Annotated in this window: 22 protein-coding genes and 1 pseudogene; 17 read left to right on the forward strand and 6 right to left on the reverse strand. The window is 66.8% G+C overall.

Translation table 11 applies throughout. The features are described 5' to 3' along the window. Nucleotides 1-234 precede the first annotated feature (234 nt). The 4 genes from BMZ21_RS09355 to BMZ21_RS09370 all read left to right on the forward strand — a co-directional run bounded on the left by BMZ21_RS09355 (nt 235) and on the right by BMZ21_RS09370 (nt 3,056). Nucleotides 235-552 (forward strand): hypothetical protein, encoded by a 318-nt coding sequence (locus BMZ21_RS09355; protein ID WP_091832209.1) that lies wholly within the window; start codon nt 235-237, stop codon nt 550-552. A 79-nt stretch (nt 553-631) separates the two neighbouring features. After that, the gene (locus BMZ21_RS09360) at nt 632-1,762 is read left to right on the forward strand and encodes a hypothetical protein (RefSeq protein ID WP_143079682.1); all 1,131 of its coding nucleotides are present in this window, start codon (nt 632-634) and stop codon (nt 1,760-1,762) included. A 2-nt stretch (nt 1,763-1,764) separates the two neighbouring features. Then, nucleotides 1,765-2,472 carry a C39 family peptidase gene (locus BMZ21_RS09365; protein WP_091832215.1) on the forward strand — a complete coding sequence of 236 codons (708 nt, stop codon included), beginning with the start codon at nt 1,765-1,767 and terminating at the stop codon, nt 2,470-2,472. An 8-nt stretch (nt 2,473-2,480) separates the two neighbouring features. After that, on the forward strand, nt 2,481-3,056 hold the full coding sequence (locus BMZ21_RS09370) for a LolA family protein (RefSeq protein WP_091832219.1): 576 nt from the start codon (nt 2,481-2,483) through the stop codon (nt 3,054-3,056). A 69-nt stretch (nt 3,057-3,125) separates the two neighbouring features. Here the strand turns inward: BMZ21_RS09370 and BMZ21_RS09375 are convergent, their stop codons facing one another. From BMZ21_RS09375 to BMZ21_RS09385, 3 genes are read right to left on the reverse strand one after another with little or no spacing between them, the layout of a single operon-like run. Beyond that, complete coding sequence (locus tag BMZ21_RS09375) at nt 3,126-3,482, reverse strand: RidA family protein (protein ID WP_244543762.1); 357 nt, start codon at nt 3,480-3,482, stop codon at nt 3,126-3,128. Nucleotides 3,483-3,490: 8 nt separating this feature from the next. Next, complete coding sequence (locus BMZ21_RS09380; RefSeq protein WP_091832225.1) at nt 3,491-5,827, reverse strand: molybdopterin-dependent oxidoreductase; 2,337 nt, start codon at nt 5,825-5,827, stop codon at nt 3,491-3,493. A gap of 14 nt (nt 5,828-5,841) precedes the next feature. Then, nucleotides 5,842-6,570, reverse strand: a complete 729-nt coding sequence (locus tag BMZ21_RS09385) for a GntR family transcriptional regulator (protein ID WP_167561583.1) — start codon at nt 6,568-6,570, stop codon at nt 5,842-5,844. A 286-nt stretch (nt 6,571-6,856) separates the two neighbouring features. Here BMZ21_RS09385 and BMZ21_RS09390 point away from each other — a divergent pair, with 286 nt between their 5' ends. The 13 genes from BMZ21_RS09390 (at nt 6,857) to BMZ21_RS09445 (ending at nt 19,556) form a co-directional block, all read left to right on the forward strand. Further along, complete coding sequence (locus BMZ21_RS09390) at nt 6,857-8,782, forward strand: TRAP transporter permease (protein ID WP_091832232.1); 1,926 nt, start codon at nt 6,857-6,859, stop codon at nt 8,780-8,782. Further along, nucleotides 8,779-9,501: an aspartate/glutamate racemase family protein gene (locus BMZ21_RS09395; RefSeq protein ID WP_091832235.1), complete on the forward strand. Its 723-nt coding sequence runs from the start codon at nt 8,779-8,781 to the stop codon at nt 9,499-9,501. Before BMZ21_RS09390 ends, BMZ21_RS09395 begins: the two co-directional genes overlap by 4 nt. Nucleotides 9,502-9,510: 9 nt before the next feature. After that, nucleotides 9,511-10,635: an NAD(P)/FAD-dependent oxidoreductase gene (locus BMZ21_RS09400; protein ID WP_091832238.1), complete on the forward strand. Its 1,125-nt coding sequence runs from the start codon at nt 9,511-9,513 to the stop codon at nt 10,633-10,635. Next, entirely contained in the window at nt 10,610-10,921 is a 312-nt protein-coding gene (locus BMZ21_RS09405; protein ID WP_091832242.1) for a (2Fe-2S)-binding protein, read from the forward strand. Before BMZ21_RS09400 ends, BMZ21_RS09405 begins: the two co-directional genes overlap by 26 nt. Continuing rightward, complete coding sequence (locus BMZ21_RS09410; RefSeq protein WP_091832245.1) at nt 10,918-12,312, forward strand: FAD/NAD(P)-dependent oxidoreductase; 1,395 nt, start codon at nt 10,918-10,920, stop codon at nt 12,310-12,312. The genes BMZ21_RS09405 and BMZ21_RS09410 overlap by 4 nt, the downstream gene beginning before the upstream one ends. Continuing rightward, nucleotides 12,309-12,704 carry a carboxymuconolactone decarboxylase family protein gene (locus BMZ21_RS09415; RefSeq protein ID WP_091832248.1) on the forward strand — a complete coding sequence of 132 codons (396 nt, stop codon included), beginning with the start codon at nt 12,309-12,311 and terminating at the stop codon, nt 12,702-12,704. The genes BMZ21_RS09410 and BMZ21_RS09415 overlap by 4 nt, the downstream gene beginning before the upstream one ends. A gap of 8 nt (nt 12,705-12,712) precedes the next feature. Continuing rightward, the gene (locus tag BMZ21_RS09420) at nt 12,713-13,414 is read left to right on the forward strand and encodes an RraA family protein (protein WP_091832251.1); all 702 of its coding nucleotides are present in this window, start codon (nt 12,713-12,715) and stop codon (nt 13,412-13,414) included. Between the two features lie 33 nt (nt 13,415-13,447). Further along, the gene (locus BMZ21_RS09425) at nt 13,448-14,431 is read left to right on the forward strand and encodes a TAXI family TRAP transporter solute-binding subunit (RefSeq protein WP_091832254.1); all 984 of its coding nucleotides are present in this window, start codon (nt 13,448-13,450) and stop codon (nt 14,429-14,431) included. Nucleotides 14,432-14,550: 119 nt separating this feature from the next. Further along, on the forward strand, nt 14,551-14,760 hold the full coding sequence (locus tag BMZ21_RS09430; protein WP_091832257.1) for a hypothetical protein: 210 nt from the start codon (nt 14,551-14,553) through the stop codon (nt 14,758-14,760). Nucleotides 14,761-14,892: 132 nt separating this feature from the next. Further along, nucleotides 14,893-15,024: a hypothetical protein gene (locus BMZ21_RS30990; RefSeq protein ID WP_280141472.1), complete on the forward strand. Its 132-nt coding sequence runs from the start codon at nt 14,893-14,895 to the stop codon at nt 15,022-15,024. Nucleotides 15,025-15,613: 589 nt separating this feature from the next. Further along, a complete protein-coding gene (locus tag BMZ21_RS09435; RefSeq protein ID WP_091832489.1) occupies nt 15,614-16,987 on the forward strand; it encodes a glutamine synthetase family protein in 1,374 nt (457 codons plus the stop codon). Nucleotides 16,988-17,003: 16 nt separating this feature from the next. Then, nucleotides 17,004-18,395, forward strand: coding sequence for an aldehyde dehydrogenase family protein (locus BMZ21_RS09440; protein ID WP_091832260.1), 1,392 nt, complete (start codon nt 17,004-17,006; stop codon nt 18,393-18,395). Nucleotides 18,396-18,407: 12 nt separating this feature from the next. Continuing rightward, a complete protein-coding gene (locus tag BMZ21_RS09445; RefSeq protein WP_091832263.1) occupies nt 18,408-19,556 on the forward strand; it encodes an iron-containing alcohol dehydrogenase in 1,149 nt (382 codons plus the stop codon). 45 nt (nt 19,557-19,601) lie between these two features. Here the strand turns inward: BMZ21_RS09445 and BMZ21_RS09450 are convergent, their stop codons facing one another. The 3 genes and pseudogenes from BMZ21_RS09450 to BMZ21_RS30320 all read right to left on the reverse strand — a co-directional run. After that, nucleotides 19,602-20,084 (reverse strand): YHS domain-containing (seleno)protein, encoded by a 483-nt coding sequence (locus tag BMZ21_RS09450; RefSeq protein ID WP_091832266.1) that lies wholly within the window; start codon nt 20,082-20,084, stop codon nt 19,602-19,604. Between the two features lie 15 nt (nt 20,085-20,099). After that, nucleotides 20,100-20,585 (reverse strand): hypothetical protein, encoded by a 486-nt coding sequence (locus BMZ21_RS09455; RefSeq protein ID WP_091832269.1) that lies wholly within the window; start codon nt 20,583-20,585, stop codon nt 20,100-20,102. A gap of 20 nt (nt 20,586-20,605) precedes the next feature. Further along, nucleotides 20,606-20,990, reverse strand: a pseudogene (locus BMZ21_RS30320) (hypothetical protein); the annotation flags it as partial.

The raw sequence follows: 20,990 nt of genomic DNA on the forward strand, positions 1-20,990 counted from the left end.
TTGACCTTGATTTAATATCATTTTTGCAAAAGGAATTATTGTTAGTTTAATTTTTAAATCATAAGACTTCAGTGAATTCAATTTTTATAGCTCATTCTTTTTCCACAAGAACGGTAAACTCACCGAAATCTTTCTCAGGTCAGATTCATTGCTTGACGCCGCAACGTCAGCAGTGTACCCAGTTATTGCAAGGTGGAACCATTCTCGCCTGTCGTGACAGCAAGGGGACTCTCGATGAAGAAGTTGTTGCTCGCCTCCGTCGCAGTGCTTGCGCTCGGTGCGGTTCCGGCCGCTGCCGACACCGCGCAGATTTTCGGCAATGCCAGCGCCAAGGTGCTGACGCCTGACGCCAACAAGAAGGTCGTCGGCAAGGGCTATTACGCCGACTACTACGGCTACTACGGGTATTATTATTCGTACTATGCGAACTACTACGCATATTACGGCTATGTCTACTCGAACGCCGACTATTATTACAATGCCTATTACTATTCATACTACGCGACCCAGTATCTCTACAACGCCTACTACTATCAGTACTATAACGTCTGATATCTCCACCGACGGGCCGGATCGCGTTCGGCTGATCCGGCTTGTTTCAATCGATTCCGGCCTGCCCGGTGGATAGGGATTGGGTTTGTTGCGTAAGACTTCTATTAACATCGCGCGTCTCGCGGCGCGCTCGGCCGGAGTGTCGCTGGCGGTTTTAGTGACCGCCAGCGTTTCTGCCTTTGCCCAGTCGAAGGAAGAGCTGCTTGAGCGCCGGATTCAGCAACTCGAAGCGCGATTGAAGCTGCTTGAAGGCGAAGTCAGCAAGCGCGAGAAGGCCAAGCCTGCGTCATCGCCAGGCCGAGCCGGAGAACAGAAGCAAGCTGCCGCCACGGGCGACCAGACTGCCCAGACTCCGCAAGGCGGTGCGCAGCAAGCTGCGGCCCAGCAGAAGAGCACTGTCGCCCAAGAGGCATTCCTGGCGCGCGACAACATTCCAACACTACAGAGCAACAAGTTCGAGGTCTCGCAGAGCTTCGACTATGGGCGTGGCACCAGCTTCGTCCAGAATGATCGCAGCTTCCGCGCCACCACGACCATGCGCTACGGCATCGCCAACGATGTCGAACTCGCTCTCTCCGTGCCCTATTTCGCTTCGCAGCGCCGGACCAACGCCTTCAACCAGACCATCGTGCGCAATCGCTCCGGGCTCAGCGACATATCGGTCCAGGCCTCCGCCAATCTATGGCGCGAGAGTGAGTGGTACCCTGGTGCCGCGCTCACGCTCGGCCTGTCGATTCCGACCGGCGATGCACCTTATGATATCCAGAACCTGCGCGCAGGCGTGATTCCGACCGATCCGCTGGCGCTCAACCAGTCGAGCGGCCATTGGGTGCCGCGCGGTTCGATTCAATTCTTCAAGACAGTCGACCCGCTGATCCTGTTCTTTGGTGTCGGCACTGATTATGCGCTGCCGCGAACCTTCAACGGCACCAAGGTCGAGCCGGGCTACCGCATTACCTATAATATGGGCTTCGGCTTTGCCGTCTCGGAACGCACGACGCTGGGCGTGTCCTTCAACGGTTCACTGTCGGAGCGATTGAAGGTTGGCGGCGTTCCCGTAGCCAATTCGGTCAACGAGAACCTGAACGCCCGCTTCACGTTGATCCAGCGGGTCGGCCAAGATTTCTGGCTTGAGCCGGCCGTGACGCTTGGCCTGACTGACGATGCGGCAGACGCCGCCTTCTCGCTGTCCTTGCGCAAACGCTTTTGAGGATGGCAGCCATGCTGCGACCCGCACCGACACGACGCCGCTTCATGGGCTACGGTGTGGCTTTGTCCGCTTCGCTAGCTAGCGGCCTGCCAGCGCGGGCCGAGGAGACTCCGGCCCAGGAGAGCTCGGTGCGCAGGCCGAAATCCTTTTTGGAGCGCAGATTCGACGGCGTCGTCGGCCAGACCGCTGACTTCACCTGCGGCGCCGCGTCGGTCGCCACGATCCTGACCTACTACTGGAATCGACCGACGACCGAGATCGAGGTGCTCGAGATCATCCGCTCGCGCTACACCGCCGAGCAGTGGAAGAATCGCGAAGGCAACGGCGTCTCTTTCGACGATCTGATCTTCGCGGCCAAGAAACTTGGCTTTCAGGCCGCCGGCGCGGAGATCGGACTGGAGGATTTGCCGAAGCTGGCGGCCCCGGTGATCCTACATCTCGACAAGGGCAAGTTCCAGCATTTCAGCGTGCTGCGCCGGGCGGTCTCCGAGGTCTATTACATGGCCGATTCGATCGTTGGCCAGACAGTGCTGACACTGCCCGATCTTCGGTCGCAATATACAGGTAAGGCACTCGCGATCGCGAAACGAAAGGCCGACCTGCCGACGGGTGCCGCCTTGTCGGCCGTCCGGGACGGCACCTCTGTCTCGCGACTCGTCGGCGACGTCATGCTGCGGGGCTCCGAGCTCCTGCCCCCGGCCCTGCGATGAGGACAGTCATGACCCCAAGCCCCATTCCCGTCCGCCTGGCCCTCCTCGCGCTGTGCGGCACGCTCGCTTTCGCCCATACGGCGGCCGCCAATGAATGCATCAAGGTCGCGCCCGGCTCCTACAGTGCCGATCGCAGCATATCCGGCCCTGACGCATCGTTGCGGGTCAAGGTGTTTGTCTCCGGCGGCAAGCTCCGCGAGGAAAGCTCCGGCCAGGCCGGCCCCGAGGTCAAGATCATGAACGGCCCGGGCCAGGGAGTCACATTGTTCAACCCCGAGACCAAGGTCGGCTCGCGGCTTCCTGCGCCGCCCAATACCCGGCGCCGCGACATCAAGGTAAACTCCCAGGATCGCGGCGACGGGACTGTCGTCGTCACCATCACCGCGGACGTCAACGGACAGCTCCAGCAGATTTCGCAGCTGACCTGCCGCAAGGACGGTGTCCTGATCGAAGCCAGGCACACCATCCCGGACGAACAAGGCAATTCGAAAGGCACGCTGGTCATCCGCGACAGCAATGTCGTCGTCGGGCCGCAGCCGGCCTCGCTCTTTGCCGTGCCGGGCGGAGTCAAGTTCGTCCGCTGACAGACGGCCAGTGCTGATCGCTCGCATGAGCGCGCGGCTCAGGGCTATCCGGCGCCGCGCGAGGCCCGGTTACTGTGCGGCCGTCATGATGATCTCGACCCTGATGCCCGGATCGGCCATCTCGACCACGCCGCAGCAGCGAGCCGGGGCGTGGTCGGGATCGATCCAGCGATCCCAGACCGCGTTCATCCCGGTGTAGTCGGCCATATCCTTGAGCCAGATCGTGGCGCTGAGGACTTTGCGACGCTCGCTGCCGCCCTCGGCCAGGAGCTTGTCGATGCGGGCGAGCGCTTCCTGCGTCTGCTGGCCGATGTCGCCGCTGAGATCGTCGGCGACCTGGCCGGCGAAATGCAGCGTGCCGTTATGGACGACGACGCGGCTGCGGCGACCGTTGGAATCGATGCGGCGGATCTGGTTGGTCGACACGGCAATCCTCATTCAGGCTTTTCGACGCTCGTTGGCACGATTGCCGGCGGCGCATGACTGGTGATCTCGGGCAGCCGCCCGCGATAGGCTTCGATCTCGACGAGGCAGGAATGGGCGCTCGGCCCCTGCCCCAGGCGCGACGTGCCCCGATCTGGCGTCAGCACGTTCGGATTGCCATGCTTGTCGAGCGTGCCCGGCCGACCCGGCTCGAGCGGGTCGAACCAGGCACCGGTCGAGAGCTGGACCACGCCGGTCCGCAGCGCATCCGACAGGCGCAGACCGGCGAGACAGGCGCCACGATCGTTGAAGATCCTGACGATGTCGCCATCCTTCAGGCCGCGATTCGCAGCGTCCCGTGGGTTCATGCGGACCGGCTCGCGCCCGGCGACCTTGCTGTCGCGGGCATGGCTGCCGTGGTCGTACTGGCTGTGCAGCTTGGTCACCGGCTGGTTCGAGATCAGATGCAGCGGGAAACGTTCCGCTGCGGGCGCCCCCAGCCATTCCTGAGAAGGCAGCCAGGCGGCGTGGCCGAGGCAATCCGCGTAGCCGAAGCCGGCGATGCGCTCGGAGAAGAGCTCGATCAGCCCGGATGGCGTCGCGAGCCGGTGAGCCTGCGGATCGTTGCGGAAATCGGCCAGCAGCGGCTTCACCATCTCCGGCTCGGGCAGCAGCGTCACGCCCTGGCGCCAGAAGCTGTCGAAATCGGGAATATCGAGATTGGCCGCGGCAATGCGCTGGCGCGCCAGCCCATAGAGCTGGCGCAGCCAGCTCTCCTCGTCGCGCCCCTCGGTGAAAGCCTCCTCGACGCCGAGCCGCGCGGCGAGGCCGGAGAAGATCGCATAGTCGTCGCGCGCTTCGCCAGCCGGCTCGACCGCCTTGTGCGAGGCCGCGAGCATCAGGTCGCGGTTGGCGCAGACGATATCGTTGCGTTCGAGCTGGGTGGTAACGGGCAGGACGATGTCGGCATGGCGGGCGGTCGCGGTCCACCAGGGCTCATGCACGATGATCGTCTGCGGCCGCTGCCAGGCCTGGACCAGGCGGTTGAGGTCCTGATGGTGGTGGAAGGGGTTGCCGCCGGCCCAGTAGATCAGCTTGATGTCGGGATAGTTCCGGCGCTCGCCGTTGAAGTCATAGGCGCCGCCGGGATCGAGCAGCATGTCGGCGATGCGCGCGACAGGGATAAAGTCGGCGACCGCATTCTCGCCCTGCGGCAGCGACGGCCAGGTGATCTCCTGTGCGGCATTGCCGACGCCGTTGACCGAGCCGTAGCCGAAGCCGAAGCCGCCTCCGGGCAGGCCGATCTGGCCGAGCATGGCAGCAAGGGTGATCGCCATCCAATAAGGCTGCTCGCCATGGTCGGCGCGCTGCAGCGACCAGGACATCATGATGAAGGTCCGCTTCGCCGCCATCCTGCGGGCGAGCGCACGGATCTCTTCGGCCGGGATCTCGCAGAGCGCCCCAGCCCAGTCCGCCGTCTTGGGCGTGCCGTCGGCGGCGCCGGTGAGATAGGCCTCGACCTTGTCGAAGCCGGTCGTGCAGCGCCCCAGAAAGTCGCGATCGTGCAGGCCTTCGCTCAACAGCGTGTGGCAGAGGCCGAGCATCAGAGCGACGTCGGATTGCGGCCGCGGCGCCCACCATTGCGCGCCGGCCTCCAGCGCGGTGTCGTCGCGGATCGGGCTGATCGAGACCAGCTCCGCCCCGTTATCGCGACAGGCGAGGATGCCCTCGCGCAAAGCGTGGCGGCTGAGTCCGCCGGAGGAGACCTGTGCGTTCTTCGGCGAGGCACCGCCGAACATCACGATCAGCTCGGCATGGCCGGCCAGCAGCCGCCAGGGCGTATGGCCGCTGGCGAGCCCCCTGCGATCGCCGATCACATGCGGCAGGATCGTGTCGGCGGCGGCGAAGGAGTAGTTCTGGACCGAGCGCGTGTAGCCGCCGATCGTGTTGAGGAAGCGGTGGACCTGGCTCTGCGCATGGTGGAAGCGCCCGGCGCTGGCCCAGCCATAGGAGCCGCCATAGATCGCGCCATTGCCGTGGTGGCTGCGCACCCGGTCGAGTTCGCCTGCGACCAGCGCCAGCGCCTCGTCCCATCCGATCTCGACGAAGGGCTCGCCGCCGCGACCCTGCCCGCCGGCGGCATGACCGCGCTCCAGGAAAGAGCGTCGCACTGCCGGCCGCAGGATGCGGGCCGGGGCGGTGCGCGCCTCCAGCATCGCGGAGGCGATCGGCGAAGGATCGGGATCGGCCTCGAATGGATCGAGCGCGACGGGGCGGCCCGCCTCCGTCCTGACACGATAGGTGCCCCAATGTGTCGCCAGCGTCTGTCGTTCCGGCTGCGGCAGCATCTCGTCCTCCCGCGCTAGAGCCCGGCCGCAGCTGGCGTATCGACTGCCGTCGCCTGCTGCGCCTCGAGCAGGTCGAGCGCCCGCCAGGCGCTGGAGAAATGCTCGACCAGCAGCCGCCCGAGTAGCGCGCCGTCGCGCTTGTCGAGCGCCTCGATGATCGCCTCGTGCTGGTTGCTGACGAAGGTCCAGTCCTTCTGCTGCATGATCGCGAGATAGCGCACGCGGTGCAGACGCAGATTGAGCTGGCCGTGAACCTCGATCAGGGAGGCGTTGCGCGAGGCCGCGATGATGCCGAGGTGAAAGGCCTGATTGGCACGGAAATAGCTGAGCTTGTCACGCCGTTCGAAGGCCCCGACCATCTCCTGGTGCCAGCGGTGGGCGGCGTCGATATCGCCCTGAACTGCGCGTTCGCAGGCCATCTGCCCGCCCAGGCCCTCCATGGTCGAGTAGACCCGCAGCAGGTCGCGCAGCTCATCCACGCTGGGATTCGCGACAGTCGCCCCGCGGTTCGGGTGCAGGTCGACCAGCCGCTCGACCGCAAGGATCTTGAGGGCGTCGCGCAAAGGCGTGCGCGACACGGCGAGCTCCAGCGACAGCGGCTGCTCGCGGATCCGCTCGCCCGGCTTCAGCTCGTCATGGATGATCAGCTCGCGCAGATGGGCGGCGATCTGCTGGGGCAGCGGCTGGGCCGCGACCCGTCGCACTGAGGCTTCCAGCATCGGCATGCTGAACGGCACCGTCACGTTCCCGCCTCCATTCCTTGCGCCGCTCCCGGCATCCGCGATTCCCTGCAAGATCATACCCGCTCGCCAGGCAACCGGGAGTTGTCCGCCTCAACGAACGATCCGTTCGGTGTGGAGAAATTTTTTCCGAAAATTGCGCGTCAAAGAGAATTGACGACACGGAACTTAGCTGTCTTGATTATTGCATGCAATCGACAAAAGCGGGAACCCGTCAAGCCCGACGTTCTTCCTCAGGTTTCGGTCGGTGCATGTCCGGCATGGCGGCTGCGCTCGGGGGCAACGAACGATGCGGCGGATAGACGGAATTCCAGGCGTCCTTCTCGGCCTCTGGTCGGTGGCCGCGGTGCTGGTCCATATCTGGTTCGCCGGCACGGGCTATCCCGAGCCCTTGGAGCTCGCTGCGATCCATCTGGCGCTGTTCGTGCCGCCGGTCTTCCTGCTGTTTCCGGCGACCGAGCATTCGCCGAAGAACCGGCCGAGCCTTCTCGACCTCGTGCTGGCGGTCTGCGCCTTCGTGCCGAATGTCTACATCTACCTGAACCAGGAGCAGATCTACGAGCGCACAAGCTTCATCGACCCGCTGACGCCGGTCCAGTACGTGCTCGGCACGGCAATGGTCGCGACCGTGGTCGAGGCGACGCGCCGGTCGATCTCCTACACGCTCGCAGGCCTCGTCGTCGCGGTGATCGGCTATATGGCGATCTGCCATCTCCTGCCGGGCGCCTGGTATTACCGCGAGCTCACCTTCGCCCACATCACCGAGATCAACTTCCTCTCGGTCGGCAGCGGTCTCTACGGCTCGCTGACGGTGATGAGCGCGACCATCGTCGCCTCTTTCCTGATCTTCGGCTCGCTGATGCAGGCGAGCGGCATGAGCCGGCTCTTCGGCAATTTCGGCGCCCTTACCGGCGGACGCTTCACCGGCGGGCCGGCCAAGGTCGCGGTGATCTCATCGGCATTGTTCGGCACGATGAGTGGCTCGTCGGTCGCCAATGTCGTGGTCACCGGCTCGATGTCGATCCCGCTGATGAAGCGGCTCGGCTTCCGCCCGGTCTTCGCCGCCGGCATAGAGGCAGCAGCGAGCGTCGGCGGGCCGCTGGTGCCGCCGGTGATGGGCGCGGCGGCCTTCATCATGTCGGAGATGATCGCCGTGCCCTATTCGGCGATCATCGTCGCGGCGGCGATGGGCGCAGCGCTCTATTACGTCAACATCCTCGCCGCCGTTCACTACGAATCGAAGAAGCTCGGCATCGGCGCGATCCCGCGCCACATGCTGCCCAGCCTGTCCGATCTCGCCCGCGACGCCCATCTCGTCCTGCCGCTCGCGCTGCTGGTGACGATGATGATGATGCGGTTCTCGCCTTATCTCGCGGCGTTCTGGAGCACGATCGCGACGGTCGCGGTCGCGGCGCTCCGGAGCCATACCCGCATGGGGCCCCGCGCGCTCTTCATCGCCCTACGTGACGGCGGCTTCCTGATCTCGATGATCGCGGTCGCCGTGACCTCCGCCGGCATCATCACCGCGGCGCTGACCGCGACCGGGCTGCTGCTCGCCTTCACCGGCATGATCAAGGCGGCGGCCGGCGGCTCGCTCCTGCTGCTGGCGCTGCTGATCGCCGGCACCTGCCTGTTCCTGGGCGTCGGCATCCCGACCACGCCGGCCTACATCATCACCGCCGCGATCGGCGCGCCGCTGATCGCCGAGCACGGCGTGCCGCTGATCGCGATCCATCTCTTCATCTTCTACTTCGCCGTCCTCGCCGACGCCTCGCCGCCGGTCGCGCCCGTCGCCGATGCGGCCGCGACCATCGCCGGCGCCCCGCCGATGACGACCGGCTGGTATGCCTGTCGTTTCGCGCTCGGCGGCTTCGTCACCGGCATGGCCTATATCTACGAGCCCGGACTGATCCTGGAGGGTTCGCTGTTCGGCATCGTCTCGACGGCGATCGCGCTCGCGACCGGGCTGGTGCTGATCTCGGCCGGCCTCGTCGGCTACACCTGGGGGCCGCTGCCGGCCTGGCTGCGCCTCGCCTATGTCACCGCCGGCAGCCTGTGTTCGCTCGCCTACATCGTGCCGGTCTGGCAGCGCGGGCTCGCCGGCATCGCTTTGGTCGGCGCCACCATCCTGATGAGCCGGATCGCGAGCGCGCGCGGCACTGCGCCCGAACTCAAGCCGGCGCTGGTCAGCCATGCCGAAGGAGAACTGCGTTGAATGAGCGGAAGAAGACCTATTATGGCGTGAGCGTCGGCATCCTGATGGTGCGCTCCTATTTCGAGCGCTTCCTCGGCGATATCGGCCATGCCGGCACCTGGAACTTCCCGGTGCAGTACCGCATCGTCCATGACGCGATTCCGGCGCGGATGACCGACCTGCACAATGTCGACCTGCTCGACAAGTTCAAGGCGGCGGCGCAGGAGCTGATCGACGCCGGGGTCGACGGCATCACCACCACCTGCGGCTTCCTCTCGATCTACCAGCGCGAGCTCGCCGAGTTCTGCTCCGTGCCGGTCGCGACCAGCGCCTTGCTGCAGGTACCCATGGTCGAGCGCCTGATCCCAGCCTCGAAGCGCGTCGGTGTCCTCACCTACAACGCGGCCTCGCTGAGCGGGCGCTATTTCGAGGGCGTCGCCGTCGCCGCCGACACGCCGGTCGTCGGCATGCCTCAGGACAGCGAGTTCGTCCGCTCGATCCGCGACGGCGACAACAGCGTGCCTTTCGACACCTTGCGGGCCGAGGTGCTGGAAGCGGCCGGCCGCCTGTTGCGCGAGAATCCGAATATCGGCGCGATCGTCTCCGAATGCACCAATCTCACGCCTTACAGCGCCGACATCGTCGAGAAGTTCGGCGTGCCGGTCTATGACGCTGTGTCGCTGGTGAACTGGTTCCATGCCGGCTTGCGGCCACGCCGCTTCCGGCAGGACGAGCGCTGAGGCGCTGGCATGGCGGCGGGAACCGAGATCGCGATCGTCGGAGGCGGCCTGGTCGGCGCCGCGATCGGGCTCGGGCTCGTGCGCGGCGGGGCTAGCGTCGCGCTCTATGACGAGGGCGACATCGCGCACCGCGCCGCCCGCGGCAATCTCGGCAATGTCTGGGTGCAGGGCAAAGGGCTGGCGAGCCCACCCTATGCCGAGCTCACCCGCCGAGCCGCCCTGGCCTGGCGCGGCTTCGCCGCGGCACTGACGGACGAAACCGGGATCGACTTGCGTTTCCGGCAGGACGGCGCCTTCTTCTGCTGCTTTTCGCCCGAGGAGCTCGACAAGCGCGCCGGACAGCTGGAGGCGACCGAGGCGCGTTCGCAGATCCCCAGCGGCTATGCGCGCGTAGGCCTGTCCGACATGCGGGCCGATTTCCCGATGCTCGGCGACGACGTCGCGGGCGCGACGTTCTGCAAGCTCGACGGCATGGTCGACCCGCTGCGCCTGCTGCGCGCCCTGCTCGCCGCCTTCCAGAAGCGCGGCGGGCGCTACCTGCCGCGTGCACGGGTCGAAAGTATCGCGCCGGACGCCGGCGGCTTCCACATCGCCTCTGCCGCCGGCGTAGGCCATGCCGACCGGATCGTGCTCGCCGCCGGGCTCGGCAATGCACGCCTGGCGCCGCAACTCGGGCTGGAGGCGCCGGTGCGGCCGGCGCGCGGCCAGATCCTGATCACCGAGAAGCTGCGCCCGTTCATGCCGCGCGGCATCAGCTTCATCCGCCAGACAGCCGATGGCGGGCTGATCTGCGGAGAGTCCTCGGAGGAAGCCGGTTTCGAGGAAGCCACCACCCGTAATGTCCTGCAGGACACGGCCCGGCGCGCCACCACCGTCTTCCCCTTCCTGCGCGATGTCCGGGCCGTACGCGCCTGGGGGGCGCTCCGGGTGATGAGCCCGGACGGGCAGCCGATCTACCAGCACTCAACTGACTACCCGCAAGCCTTCCTGACCTCGGTCCATAGCGGGGTGACGCTCGCCCCCTTCCATGCCGGTCCCCTCGCCGGCGCCATCGCCGCCGGCGCTCTGCCCGACGATATCGCCATGCCCTTCTCTCCGGCCCGCTTCCATGTTCAAGCAACTCGCGCAGCCTGACCGGCCCCTGGTCGGCATCGTCCTGTCCGGTCGCGTGGTCAGCGCGCCCGAAGGCGAGATGCTGGCCGCCGTGCTGCTGCGCGAGGGCTTCGGGCCGTTCCGCACCACGCCGGCCGGCGGGCGCGAGCGCGCCGCCTATTGCATGATGGGCGTCTGCTTCGACTGCCTCGTCACCATCGACGGCCGTCCGAACCGCCAGGCCTGCCAGGAGCGCGTGCGCGCCGGCATCTGTGTCGAGCCGCAGCAGGGCGCTGCCCTCCTCCCTGCGATCGGGAGCAAGGCATGAGCGGAACCGTGGACCTCGCCATCATCGGCGCGGGACCGGCCGGCATGGCCGCCGCCATCACCGCGCGACGGCATGGGCTCAGCGTCGCGGTGATCGACGAACAGCCGGCTCCAGGCGGGCAGGTCTTCCGGGCCGTCACCGAGCCGGCGCCGCTACCCGCTGCGGTGCTTGGCCGCGATTACCACGCCGGGCGACCGCTGGCGGAGCGCTTCCTCGCCTGCGGCGCCGACTACCGGCCGGGCTCGCTGGTCTGGCAGGAGGAGAAGGGCACGCTCGACCTCTCCGGGCAGGACGGCCCGCGAAGCCTCCAGGCGCAGCGGATCCTCGTCGCTGGCGGGGCGATGGAGCGCGCCTTCCCGGTCCCCGGCTGGACGCTGCCCGGGGTGATGGCGGCAGGCGCCGCCCAGATCCTGCTCAAGACCGCGGCCAGCGCCGCGCCCGGCGCCGTCTTCGCCGGGAGCGGGCCTCTGATCTATCTCGTCGTGGCGCAATATGCCCGCGCCGGCGTGCCGGTCGCCGCTTTGCTCGACACGACACCACGCGGAGCGCGCCTGAAGGCGCTGCGCCATCTGCCGGGCGCGCTGACGGCGCCATCCTATCTGCGCAAGGGTCTCGGTCTGCTGGCGGAGATCAGGCGGGCCGGCATCAAGGTCGTCAGGCATGTCGAGGCTCTGCGGATCGAGGGCGAGAGCGCCGTCCGCAGCATCAGCTGGCAGGCCGGCGGCGAACGCGGCGAGATCGCGACCGCGACGGTCTTCCTGCACCAGGGCGTCATCCCCAACGTCAATCTCGCCATGGCGCTCGGCTGCCGCCATGTCTTCGACGAGAGCCAGCGCTGCTGGCGGCCAGAGCGCGATCGCTGGGGCCGCTCCAGCCGCGACGACATCCTGATCGCCGGCGATGCCGGCGGCATCCTCGGCGCGGCTTGCGCCGAGCTGACCGGCGAGATCGCGGCGCTCGCGATTTGCGCCGATCTCGGCCGCCTGTCGCAGGAGGCCGCGGAGCGCGCCGCCGCTCCAGCTTTCGCCAGGCTGCGCCGCGAAAGCGCGATCCGCCCCTTCCTCGAAGCGCTCTACCGACCGGCACCGCAATTCCTCGCGCCCGGCGACGACGACACGCTTCTCTGCCGCTGCGAGGAGGTGACGCGCGGGGCGATTGCCGCCGCCGTCGGCGAGCAATGCCAGGGGCCAAACCAGCTCAAGGCCTTCACGCGCGCTGGCATGGGGCCCTGCCAGGGACGCATGTGCGGCCACAGCGTCACCGAAGCGATGGCGGCCCTGACCGGCCGCTCGCCGGCCGAGATCGGCTACCTGCGCATCCGCATGCCGGTGAAACCGGTGACGCTCGGCGACATCGCCGGGCCGATCGAGCAAGGGAGGAACGCAGCATGAGCAGCAGGCCGAAGCCGGTCTCCTATGAGGAGGCCTCGCCCGAAGCGAAAGCGGTGATCGACGACATCAAGCGCAGCCGCAACGTGCCCGATGTCAACGACTTCTGGAAATACCTCGCCCGCGATCCCAAGACGCTGAAGCGGACCTGGGAGAGCATCAAGGAGGTGATGGCGCCGGGCGCGCTCGATCCGCTGACGAAGGAACTCATTTATCTCGCGGTCAGCGTCACCAACAACTGCACCTATTGCATCGCCAGCCACACGGCTGCCGCCCGCAAGGCCGGGATGAGCGAGGCGATGTTCGCCGAGCTCGTCGCGGTGATCGGCATGGCCAACGAGACCAATCGACTGGTCACCGCCTATCGCGTGCCGGTCGATCCGGCCTTCGACTGAGCAGAGCCATGGCAAACGACATCCAGGCCCGCCTCCCCGCGATCGGCACGCCGACCCTGTCGAGCCAGTTGATCAAGCACGGCCTACGCCAGAGCTATCTGTCCGGCCCGCGCCGGCTCATTGGTGAGAAGACTGTCTGCGGCCCGGCCTTCACCCTGCGCTTCGTGCCCGCTCGCGACGACAAGGCCGTGCCGGCGAGCTATGGCTGGCCCGGCGCCCTGCCGGCCGCGATCGACGCGGCGCCACCCGGCAGCATCGTCGTCATCGACGCACGCGGCCATCCTGCTGCCGGCACGGTCGGCGACATCTTCGCCGATCGCCTCCGGCTCAAGGGCGTCAAGGCGATCGTCAGCGACGGCGTCGTGCGCGACCTGCCCGGCCTGCGCCAGGTCGGCCTGGCGATCTGGGCCAGCGGCACCGCCTCGCCACCCTCGATCGGCGGGCTCAGCTTCGCCGGCTGGGGCGAGCCGATCGGCTGTGGCGACGCCGCGATCTGGCCGGGAGACCTGATCGTCGCCGACGAGGACGGCGTCCTCGTCGTCCCGCCCGAGCTCGCCGAAGCGGTCGCCATCGGCGGCGAGAAACAGAACCGGTTCGAGCTCTGGGTGCAGAAGCGCGTCGCCGCCGGCGCGCAGCTCGTCGGACTCTACCCCGCCAACGAGACCACGCTCGCCGAGTTCGACGCAGACGACGCCGCCCGAACCGCCTGAACCGCAACCCTCACCATGATCGGAACCTGAAGGATGTCACGCTTCCTCCCACGTCTCTCGCTGCTGGCGCTCATCGGCGCTGCCCTTGCCGCGCCCCTGCCCGCCGCGGCCCAGAGCAAGAACCTGGAATGGACCTCCGGCTCGCCAGGCGGCGCCTGGTTCACCCAGACCACCGGCGTCTCGACCCTGGTGATGGAGGCGACGCCGGGGGTGAACATCCGCATCGTGCCGGGTGGCGGCAAGGATAACCCCAGCCGCATCCAGGCCGGGCTCAGCCAGATCGGCATGGGCATCGACTTCCTCAGCGCCGCGGCGCTGAGGGGCGAGGAGCCCTACAAGCAGAAGCACGACAAGCTGCGCACGCTCGGCTCGACCGGCGTCGACGTCTATTTCATGGTCTACGTGCCGGTGGAGGAGAAGCGCTCCCTCGCCGAAATCCTCGCCGACCCCAAGCTCACCATCGGCGTGACCTCGGCCGCGACCTCCGAGCACCTGACATTGCAGCGGGCGCTCGAGCACTACGGCAATTCCTTCGCCAAGATCCGCGCGGGCGGCGGCAAGGTCGTGATCTCGGCCTATGGCGAATTGATCCAGGGCTTCAACGACAACCAGTTCAGCGTGCTGTGGACGGCGGGCGAAATCCCCTCGGGCCTGGCGAGCCAGATCGTCGACGGCCGGCGCAAGGTGAAGTTCGCCGCCTTCCCGGCGGACCTGCAGAACGTCCTGACCGAGAAGTTCGGCTACTCCAAGGGCACCATTCCGGCCGGCACTTTCCCCGAGCTGCAGAGCGCGGATGTCTCCGTCTCCTCGATGGGCAACATCTACCTGGTTTCCTCGGAACTCCCCGACGATTTCGTCTACGCGATGACCAAGGCGATCATCGCCAACAAGTCGCGCCTGGCGAACATCTACCAGGCGATGGGCCGCTACGACCCTGCCACTGCCTGGAAGACGCAGCCGGTGCCGCTGCATCCGGGCGCCGAGAAGGCCTTCCGCGAGGCCGGCTTCCTGAAATAGGGGCTTGCCGCCCGCAGCGTCAGGCCGCCAAAATCGGGCTCGCGCATCCCTGCGCGGGCCCGATCAAATTATCGCCCCATGCGCCTGCTCGACTCGGCCGGTCGGAAGGAGGGACAACCATGCGCATAGCACTCGCGGCAATCGCCATCGTTCTCGCCGGCTGCAGCGGAGGCGACAGCTCGCGCGGCGTCGCCAGGAATCTGACCATCGGCACCGAGCAATGCTCGAAATTCAAATGGGGCACCGCGGAAATGGCCGCCTGCCTCGACCGCGCGGCAGAGCAACAATCGGCGACCGTCGCCGGCCCAAAGGATGCCGGCAGCAGCTGATTTCGCGGTGTTCATTTTGTTCCATGCGCTGGCGGTTGTCCCGCACCCGCTAAGATTGCTTGTGCGATGCAGCAATAGTTCATATCTAACCCGTGCCGAAGCAACCTCCCCACGTTTCGAAAGGAGCGATCAATGCTGGAACGGCACGATTGTGAGTGTGTGCTCGAGACCGAGCACGACCACGAGGAGAACCACGAAGCGCAGCAGCAGGACGTCAGCGAAACGTTCTCTCCGCGCGACCACCAGGCAGGCTTCTGGAGCTAGCCAGACAGGGCAAGGCGGAGGGCGCGGTGCCCTCCGCCGGCCAGGTTCTCCCTACCAAACTTCCATTGAACGACGCCGCCTGACGCGACTCCGCGTTATTCGCCCGCTGCTCCTCGTCGATCGCCTGCTGGCCATGCGAAACATTGCGCCGCGCGCTTGGGTGCAATTGGCCAAGCTTGCGTGTCGGCCAGGACATTTCACGAGCACCCGAGCCAGCATTCCTGACCAGCGGCGACGCCGCGCAGCTCCGGAATCCGGCGTAGCGCGCCGGAGCCGTGCGATGGTGTCCAGCGCTCGGCTCCGCTGCAGCCGGATTCACGAGAGGCGAGTTGGAAAGGCCGCCCGTGGAGCGGGCGGCAGCATTGCATCCCTCCCCCATAGCGCCTTCCCTTGTTCGGTCGCAAGCACAGGCTCAGCTGCCCTGGCCGCAGCGAGGCCGACGGCGACACCGTCGATCCGATAGCCGGCAACAAATCTGTTCCCGATCGCTGCCAACACCCCGCAGAACAGTTGCACGAGCTGGCCGAACTGGGCTTCTCTTGGTCCTTCGACGATTGCGCTTCCGCCGCTCCAGCCTTCAGGGATGCCGATGCCCGCTGCGTTTTCCTTCGAGGCCCTGAAGGCTGCGGTCGCAGCCGGGGAGATCGACACCGTGATCGTCGCCATGGTCGACATGGCCGGGCAATTGATCGGCAAGCGCTTCCACGCCGAGCACTTCGTCGCGACCGCCCATGACGAGACGCATGCCTGCAATTATCTGCTGGCGAACGACATCGACATGGAGCCGGTCCCCGGCTACGCCGCCGCCAACTGGTCGAAAGGCTATGGCGACTTCGTCCTCAGGCCCGACATGGCGACGCTGCGGCGCATCGCCTGGCTGCCGGGCACGGCGCTGGTCATCGCCGACGTGCTCGACCATCACAGCCATGAGGACGTGCCGCATGCGCCGCGCGGGATGCTGAAGAAGCAGCTCGCTCGCCTGGATGCCATGGGCATCAAGGCCTATTTCGCCACCGAGCTCGAATTCTACCTGTTCGACGAGAGCTATGAGGCGATCCACGCCAAAGGCTATCGCGATCCGAAGACCGCCGGCTACTACATCGAGGACTACCACATCTTCCAGACCACCAAGGAAGAGCCGGTGATGCGGGCGATCCGCAACGGGCTGCACGACAGCGGCATACCGGTCGAGAATTCCAAGGGCGAATGGGGCCCGGGCCAGGCCGAGATCAATGTCCGCTATGCCGACGCCCTCGACATGGCCGACCGCCACGTGCTGATCAAGAACGGCATCAAGGAGATCGCCCACGCCCAGGGCAAGGCCGTCACCTTCATGTCGAAATGGCGCTACGACCTCGCCGGCTCCTCGAGCCATGTCCACGCCTCGCTCTGGGATGCGACGGGCGAAAAATCGCTGTTCGCCGACCCCAATAACGAGCACGGCATGTCGGAACTGATGCGCCAATACGTGGCCGGCCAGCTCGCCCATGCCCGCGAGATCACCTACTTCCTCGCGCCCTATATCAACTCCTACAAGCGCTTCCAGCAGGTCGGTACCTTCGCGCCGACGCGCGCCGTCTGGAGCGACGACAACCGCACCGCGGGCTTCAGGCTTTGCGGGGCCGGCACCAAGGGAATCCGAATCGAGTGCCGGATCGGCGGTTCCGACCTCAACCCCTATCTCGCCTTTGCGGCGCTGATCGCCGCCGGCCTCTCCGGCATCGAGCAGAAGCTCGAGCTGGAGCCGGCCTTCGTCGGCGACGCCTATGGCGGGGCGGAATTGCGCCAGATCCCCAATACGCTACGCGAGGCGACGCAGACGCTCGATGGCTCGGCAATGCTGCGGGCCGCACTCGGCAATGACGTGGTCGACCATTACGTCCACACCGCCCGCTGGGAGCAGCTCGAATACGACCGCCGCATCACCGACTGGGAACTGAAGCGCGGCTTCGAACGCTACTGAGACGGATAGCCAGGCAATGACCGATGTAGTGCGCTGCGTGTCGCCCGTGGACGGGCGCATCTATGCCGAGAGGGAGGTCGCCGGCGATGCCGCAATCACTGCGGCGCTGAGCGCGGCCCGAGACGCCCAACGCGACTGGCGCAGGCTCGATATCGCCCGCCGTGCCCGATTCTGCTCCGCCTTCGTCGATGCGATGCTGGCGATGAGGGACGAGATCGTTCCCGAGCTCGCCTGGCAGATGGGCCGGCCGATCCGCTACGGCGCCGGCGAATTGCGCGGCTTCGAGGAGCGCGCCCGCCATATGATCGAGATCGCCGCGAGCGCACTGGCGCCGCTGCAGCCCGAGCCCAAGGTCAAGTTCGAGCGCTGGATCGCGCGCGAGCCGCTCGGCGTGGTCATGGTCGTCGCGCCTTGGAACTACCCCTATCTCACCGCGGTCAACACGGTCGTGCCTGCTCTGATGGCGGGCAATGCCGTCATCCTCAAGCACGCGGCCCAGACGCTATTGGTCGGCGAGCGCTTCCAGAAGGCCGCGGAGGTCGCGGGGCTCCCGGCGGGGCTGTTCCAGAACCTTGCGCTCAACCATGCCCAGACCGCCCGGATAATCGCCGGCCGAAAGGTCGATCAGGTCAACTTCACCGGCTCTGTCGCGGGCGGCAAGGCGATGGAGGCGGCGTCGAGCGGCACGTTCATCGGCCTCGGGCTCGAGCTCGGCGGCAAGGACCCGGCCTATGTCAGGGCCGATGCCGACCTTGCCCTGGCGGTCGAGAATCTCGTCGACGGCGCCTTCTTCAATTCCGGCCAATCCTGCTGCGGTATCGAGCGCATCTATGTCCATCGCGACCTCTATCCGGAGTTCGTCGACGGCTTCGTCGCGCTGACGAAGACCTATCTCCTCGGCGATCCGCTCGACGAGACGACGACGCTCGGCCCGATGGTGAAGGCCGAAGCGGCAGAGTTCGCTCGTGGGCAGGTCATCGAAGCCGTGCGTGGCGGTGCTAAAGCGCTCATCGATTCCGGCCTGTTCCCGCGCGACCGCATCGGCACGCCCTATATGGCGCCGCAGATCGTGGTCGACGTGAACCACCAGATGGGCCTGATGCGCGACGAGAGCTTCGCGCCGACCGTCGGCATCATGGCGGTCGCGGACGATGACGAGGCGGTCGCGCTGATGAACGACAGCCCCTATGGGCTCACCGCCTCGCTCTGGACGCAGGATCAAGAGGCCGCCGCGCGCCTCGGTGCGGAACTCGAGACCGGGACGGTCTTCATGAACCGCTGCGACTATCTCGACCCGGCTCTGGCCTGGACCGGCGTCAAGGACACTGGCCGCGGCGCGACGCTCTCCCGCATCGGCTACGAGACGCTGACGCGCCCGAAATCCTTCCATCTCCGCACTGCGTTCTGAAAGAGGCGACCCGTGACGCTGAAGGCCAACTGGAATTACCCGACCGCCGTCCGCTTCGGGCCGGGACGGATCAGCGAACTGGCGCAGGCCTGCCGCGCCGCCGGCATCGCAAGCCCACTGTTCGTCACCGATTCCGGCCTGTCCGGCCTGCCGATGATCAAGGACGCCATGGCGCGCCTGATCGCCGACGGGCTCAAGGTCACGCTGTTCGACCGCGTCCAGGCCAATCCGGTCGCGGCGAATGTCGAGGACGGCCTGAAGGTCCTGCGGGACAGCGGCAGCGACGGCGTCATCGCCTTCGGCGGCGGCTCGGCGCTCGATTGCGGCAAGGTCGTCGCCTTCATGGCCGGGCAGAGCCGGCCGATGTGGGATTTCGAGGACATCGGCGACTGGTGGACGCGCGCCGACCCGGCCGGCATCGCCCCGATCATCGCCGTCCCGACGACGGCGGGCACCGGCTCGGAGGTCGGCCGCGCTGGTGTGATCACCGACGAGACGACGCAGACCAAGAAGGTGATCTTCCACCCGAAGATGATGCCGCAGATCGTGATCTGCGATCCCGAGCTGACGGTCGGCCTGCCGGCGAAGGTAACGGTCGGCGCCGGCATGGACGCTCTGGCCCATTGCCTCGAAGCCTATTGCGCGCCGGGCTTCCACCCGTTGGCCGACGGGATCGCGGTCGAGGGCATCCGGCTCTGCAAGGTCTTCCTGCCGCGCGCGGTCGCCGATGGCACGGATATCGAGGCGCGAGCGCAGATGATGGCCGCAGCCGCCATGGGCGCGACCGCCTTCCAGAAGGGGCTCGGCGCCATCCACGCGCTGTCGCACCCGATCGGTTCGGTCCACCACACCCATCACGGCATGACCAACGCCGTGTTCATGCCCTATGTCCTCAACTTCAACCGCGCGGCGATCGAGGAGAAGATCGCGCGGCTCGCCGCCTATATCGGGCTGGAGCCGAGCTTCGAGGCTTTCTACGACTGGATCGTGACCTTGCGCCGCGAGCTCGGCGTTCCCGAGACGCTCACATCCTTCGGCGTCACCGGGCTCGATTATGGCAGGCTCGCGAAGATGGCGATCGTCGACCCGACCGCCGGCGGCAACCCCCTGCCGTTGACCGAGGCCGCTGCCGAAGCCTTGTTCAGAGAGGCGACCGGCTGATTCCGGGCAGGAGCGCGCGCATGGGCTCGCCCCTGCGCCCGCCCCTCAGCGGATGTCCTTTGGCGTAAGCCTCGGCCAGTTCCCGTCGGCCCGGGCGATATAGGTCTTGGTCCGGCGCGCCCAGGTCTCGCGTACGCCGAGATCGTAGTTGAGATAAAGCCTGCCATCGACGATCGACCAGGCCTCGGGCTCGATCTTGACGAGATAGCCGCGCGAGGTGCCGTAGGCGCAAAAGCCGCCATAGGCCGGCAGGTAGCGTTCCGGATTGGCTTCGAACAGCGCCTTGTGCTCGGCGCTGGCGAAGCGCCAGGTGGCGCCACCATGCCGAACCGAGAACTCCGGCTTGCCGAGCCGCGGGCCGCCATCACGAAAATAGGCGACGGGATCGTAACCGCGGATCGCGACGCCACCCGGGGAGCCCAGCGTATTGACCAGGCGGGGTGTATCCGCTTGCGCCTCGGCCTTGGCGCTGCCGGCGGCGGCGAGCGCTGCAGCCGCAAGATGGATGAATGTGCGTCTGTCGAGCATTGTGCCGTCTCCTGCTCAGGACCGGCGCGCTTCAAGCGCCTCGAAGACATAGGCCGCGAGCCAGCCGTAGATCGCATGCCCGACGAGACTCATGGCAGACAGGCGCGGCACGTCGTTCAGGAGGAAGTGCTGCCCGGCGAGCGGGGCGAAGAAGGCGAGCGCGATGAAATAGGTGACCACGCCCCAGATCCAGCCATCGGCCGGCATGCCGAAGCTCTTCACCCAGCGGGTCAGCAGCCAGTAGCCGAGCGGGTAGAACAGGAAGCCGGTGACGAAATGCAGCAGCTTGGCAGTCGGCGTCGACAGGGTCAGGCCGAACTGATGCGCGAACAGCGACTTCACCAGCTCCGGCGGCTCCAGCGGATATTCGGCGAACCAGGCGGTCGGCACGGCCGAGAACAGCTCCCAGAAACCGAGGCCGGCGAAGCCACCGATGGCGAGGTTGAACACGGTGCGGGTGGAAGGCAGCGCGAAGGCCTGGGTCATGGTCGCGGTGGTCATGGCGGATCCTTTCCGTGGGATCAGTGGGCGATGGCGAGCGGGGTGGATGCGACGGCGAGCGCGGCGACGAGGCCGCTCGCCGTCTTTCCGAGCCGCCCGAGCTTTTCGAGCCGGCGGCTGGCGAAGCGGTTCTGACCCTTGCGCCGCGCCAGGCGCTCGACCAGGACGATCGCGGCGCGATCGTGCTCTCCGGACCGGATCAGGCTCTCGGCATAGGCCTGCTCGAACAGGTCGCGCTGGGCGTGGCTGCCGCCGACGGTAAGCAAGCCGTCACGGGCGGCGCCGAGCAGGCGAGCCGCCTCGCGGTAGTCGCGCTCGTGGAAGGCGATCAGCCCGAAGGCGGCGAGCGCACCGTTGCGGGCCGCGTCGCGCCGCTCGCCACTGGGATGGGCCTGCGCATCCGCG

The sequence above is a fragment of the Allobosea lupini genome, from assembly GCF_900109525.1.
GTDB classification, from domain to species: Bacteria; Pseudomonadota; Alphaproteobacteria; order Rhizobiales; family Beijerinckiaceae; genus Allobosea; species Allobosea lupini.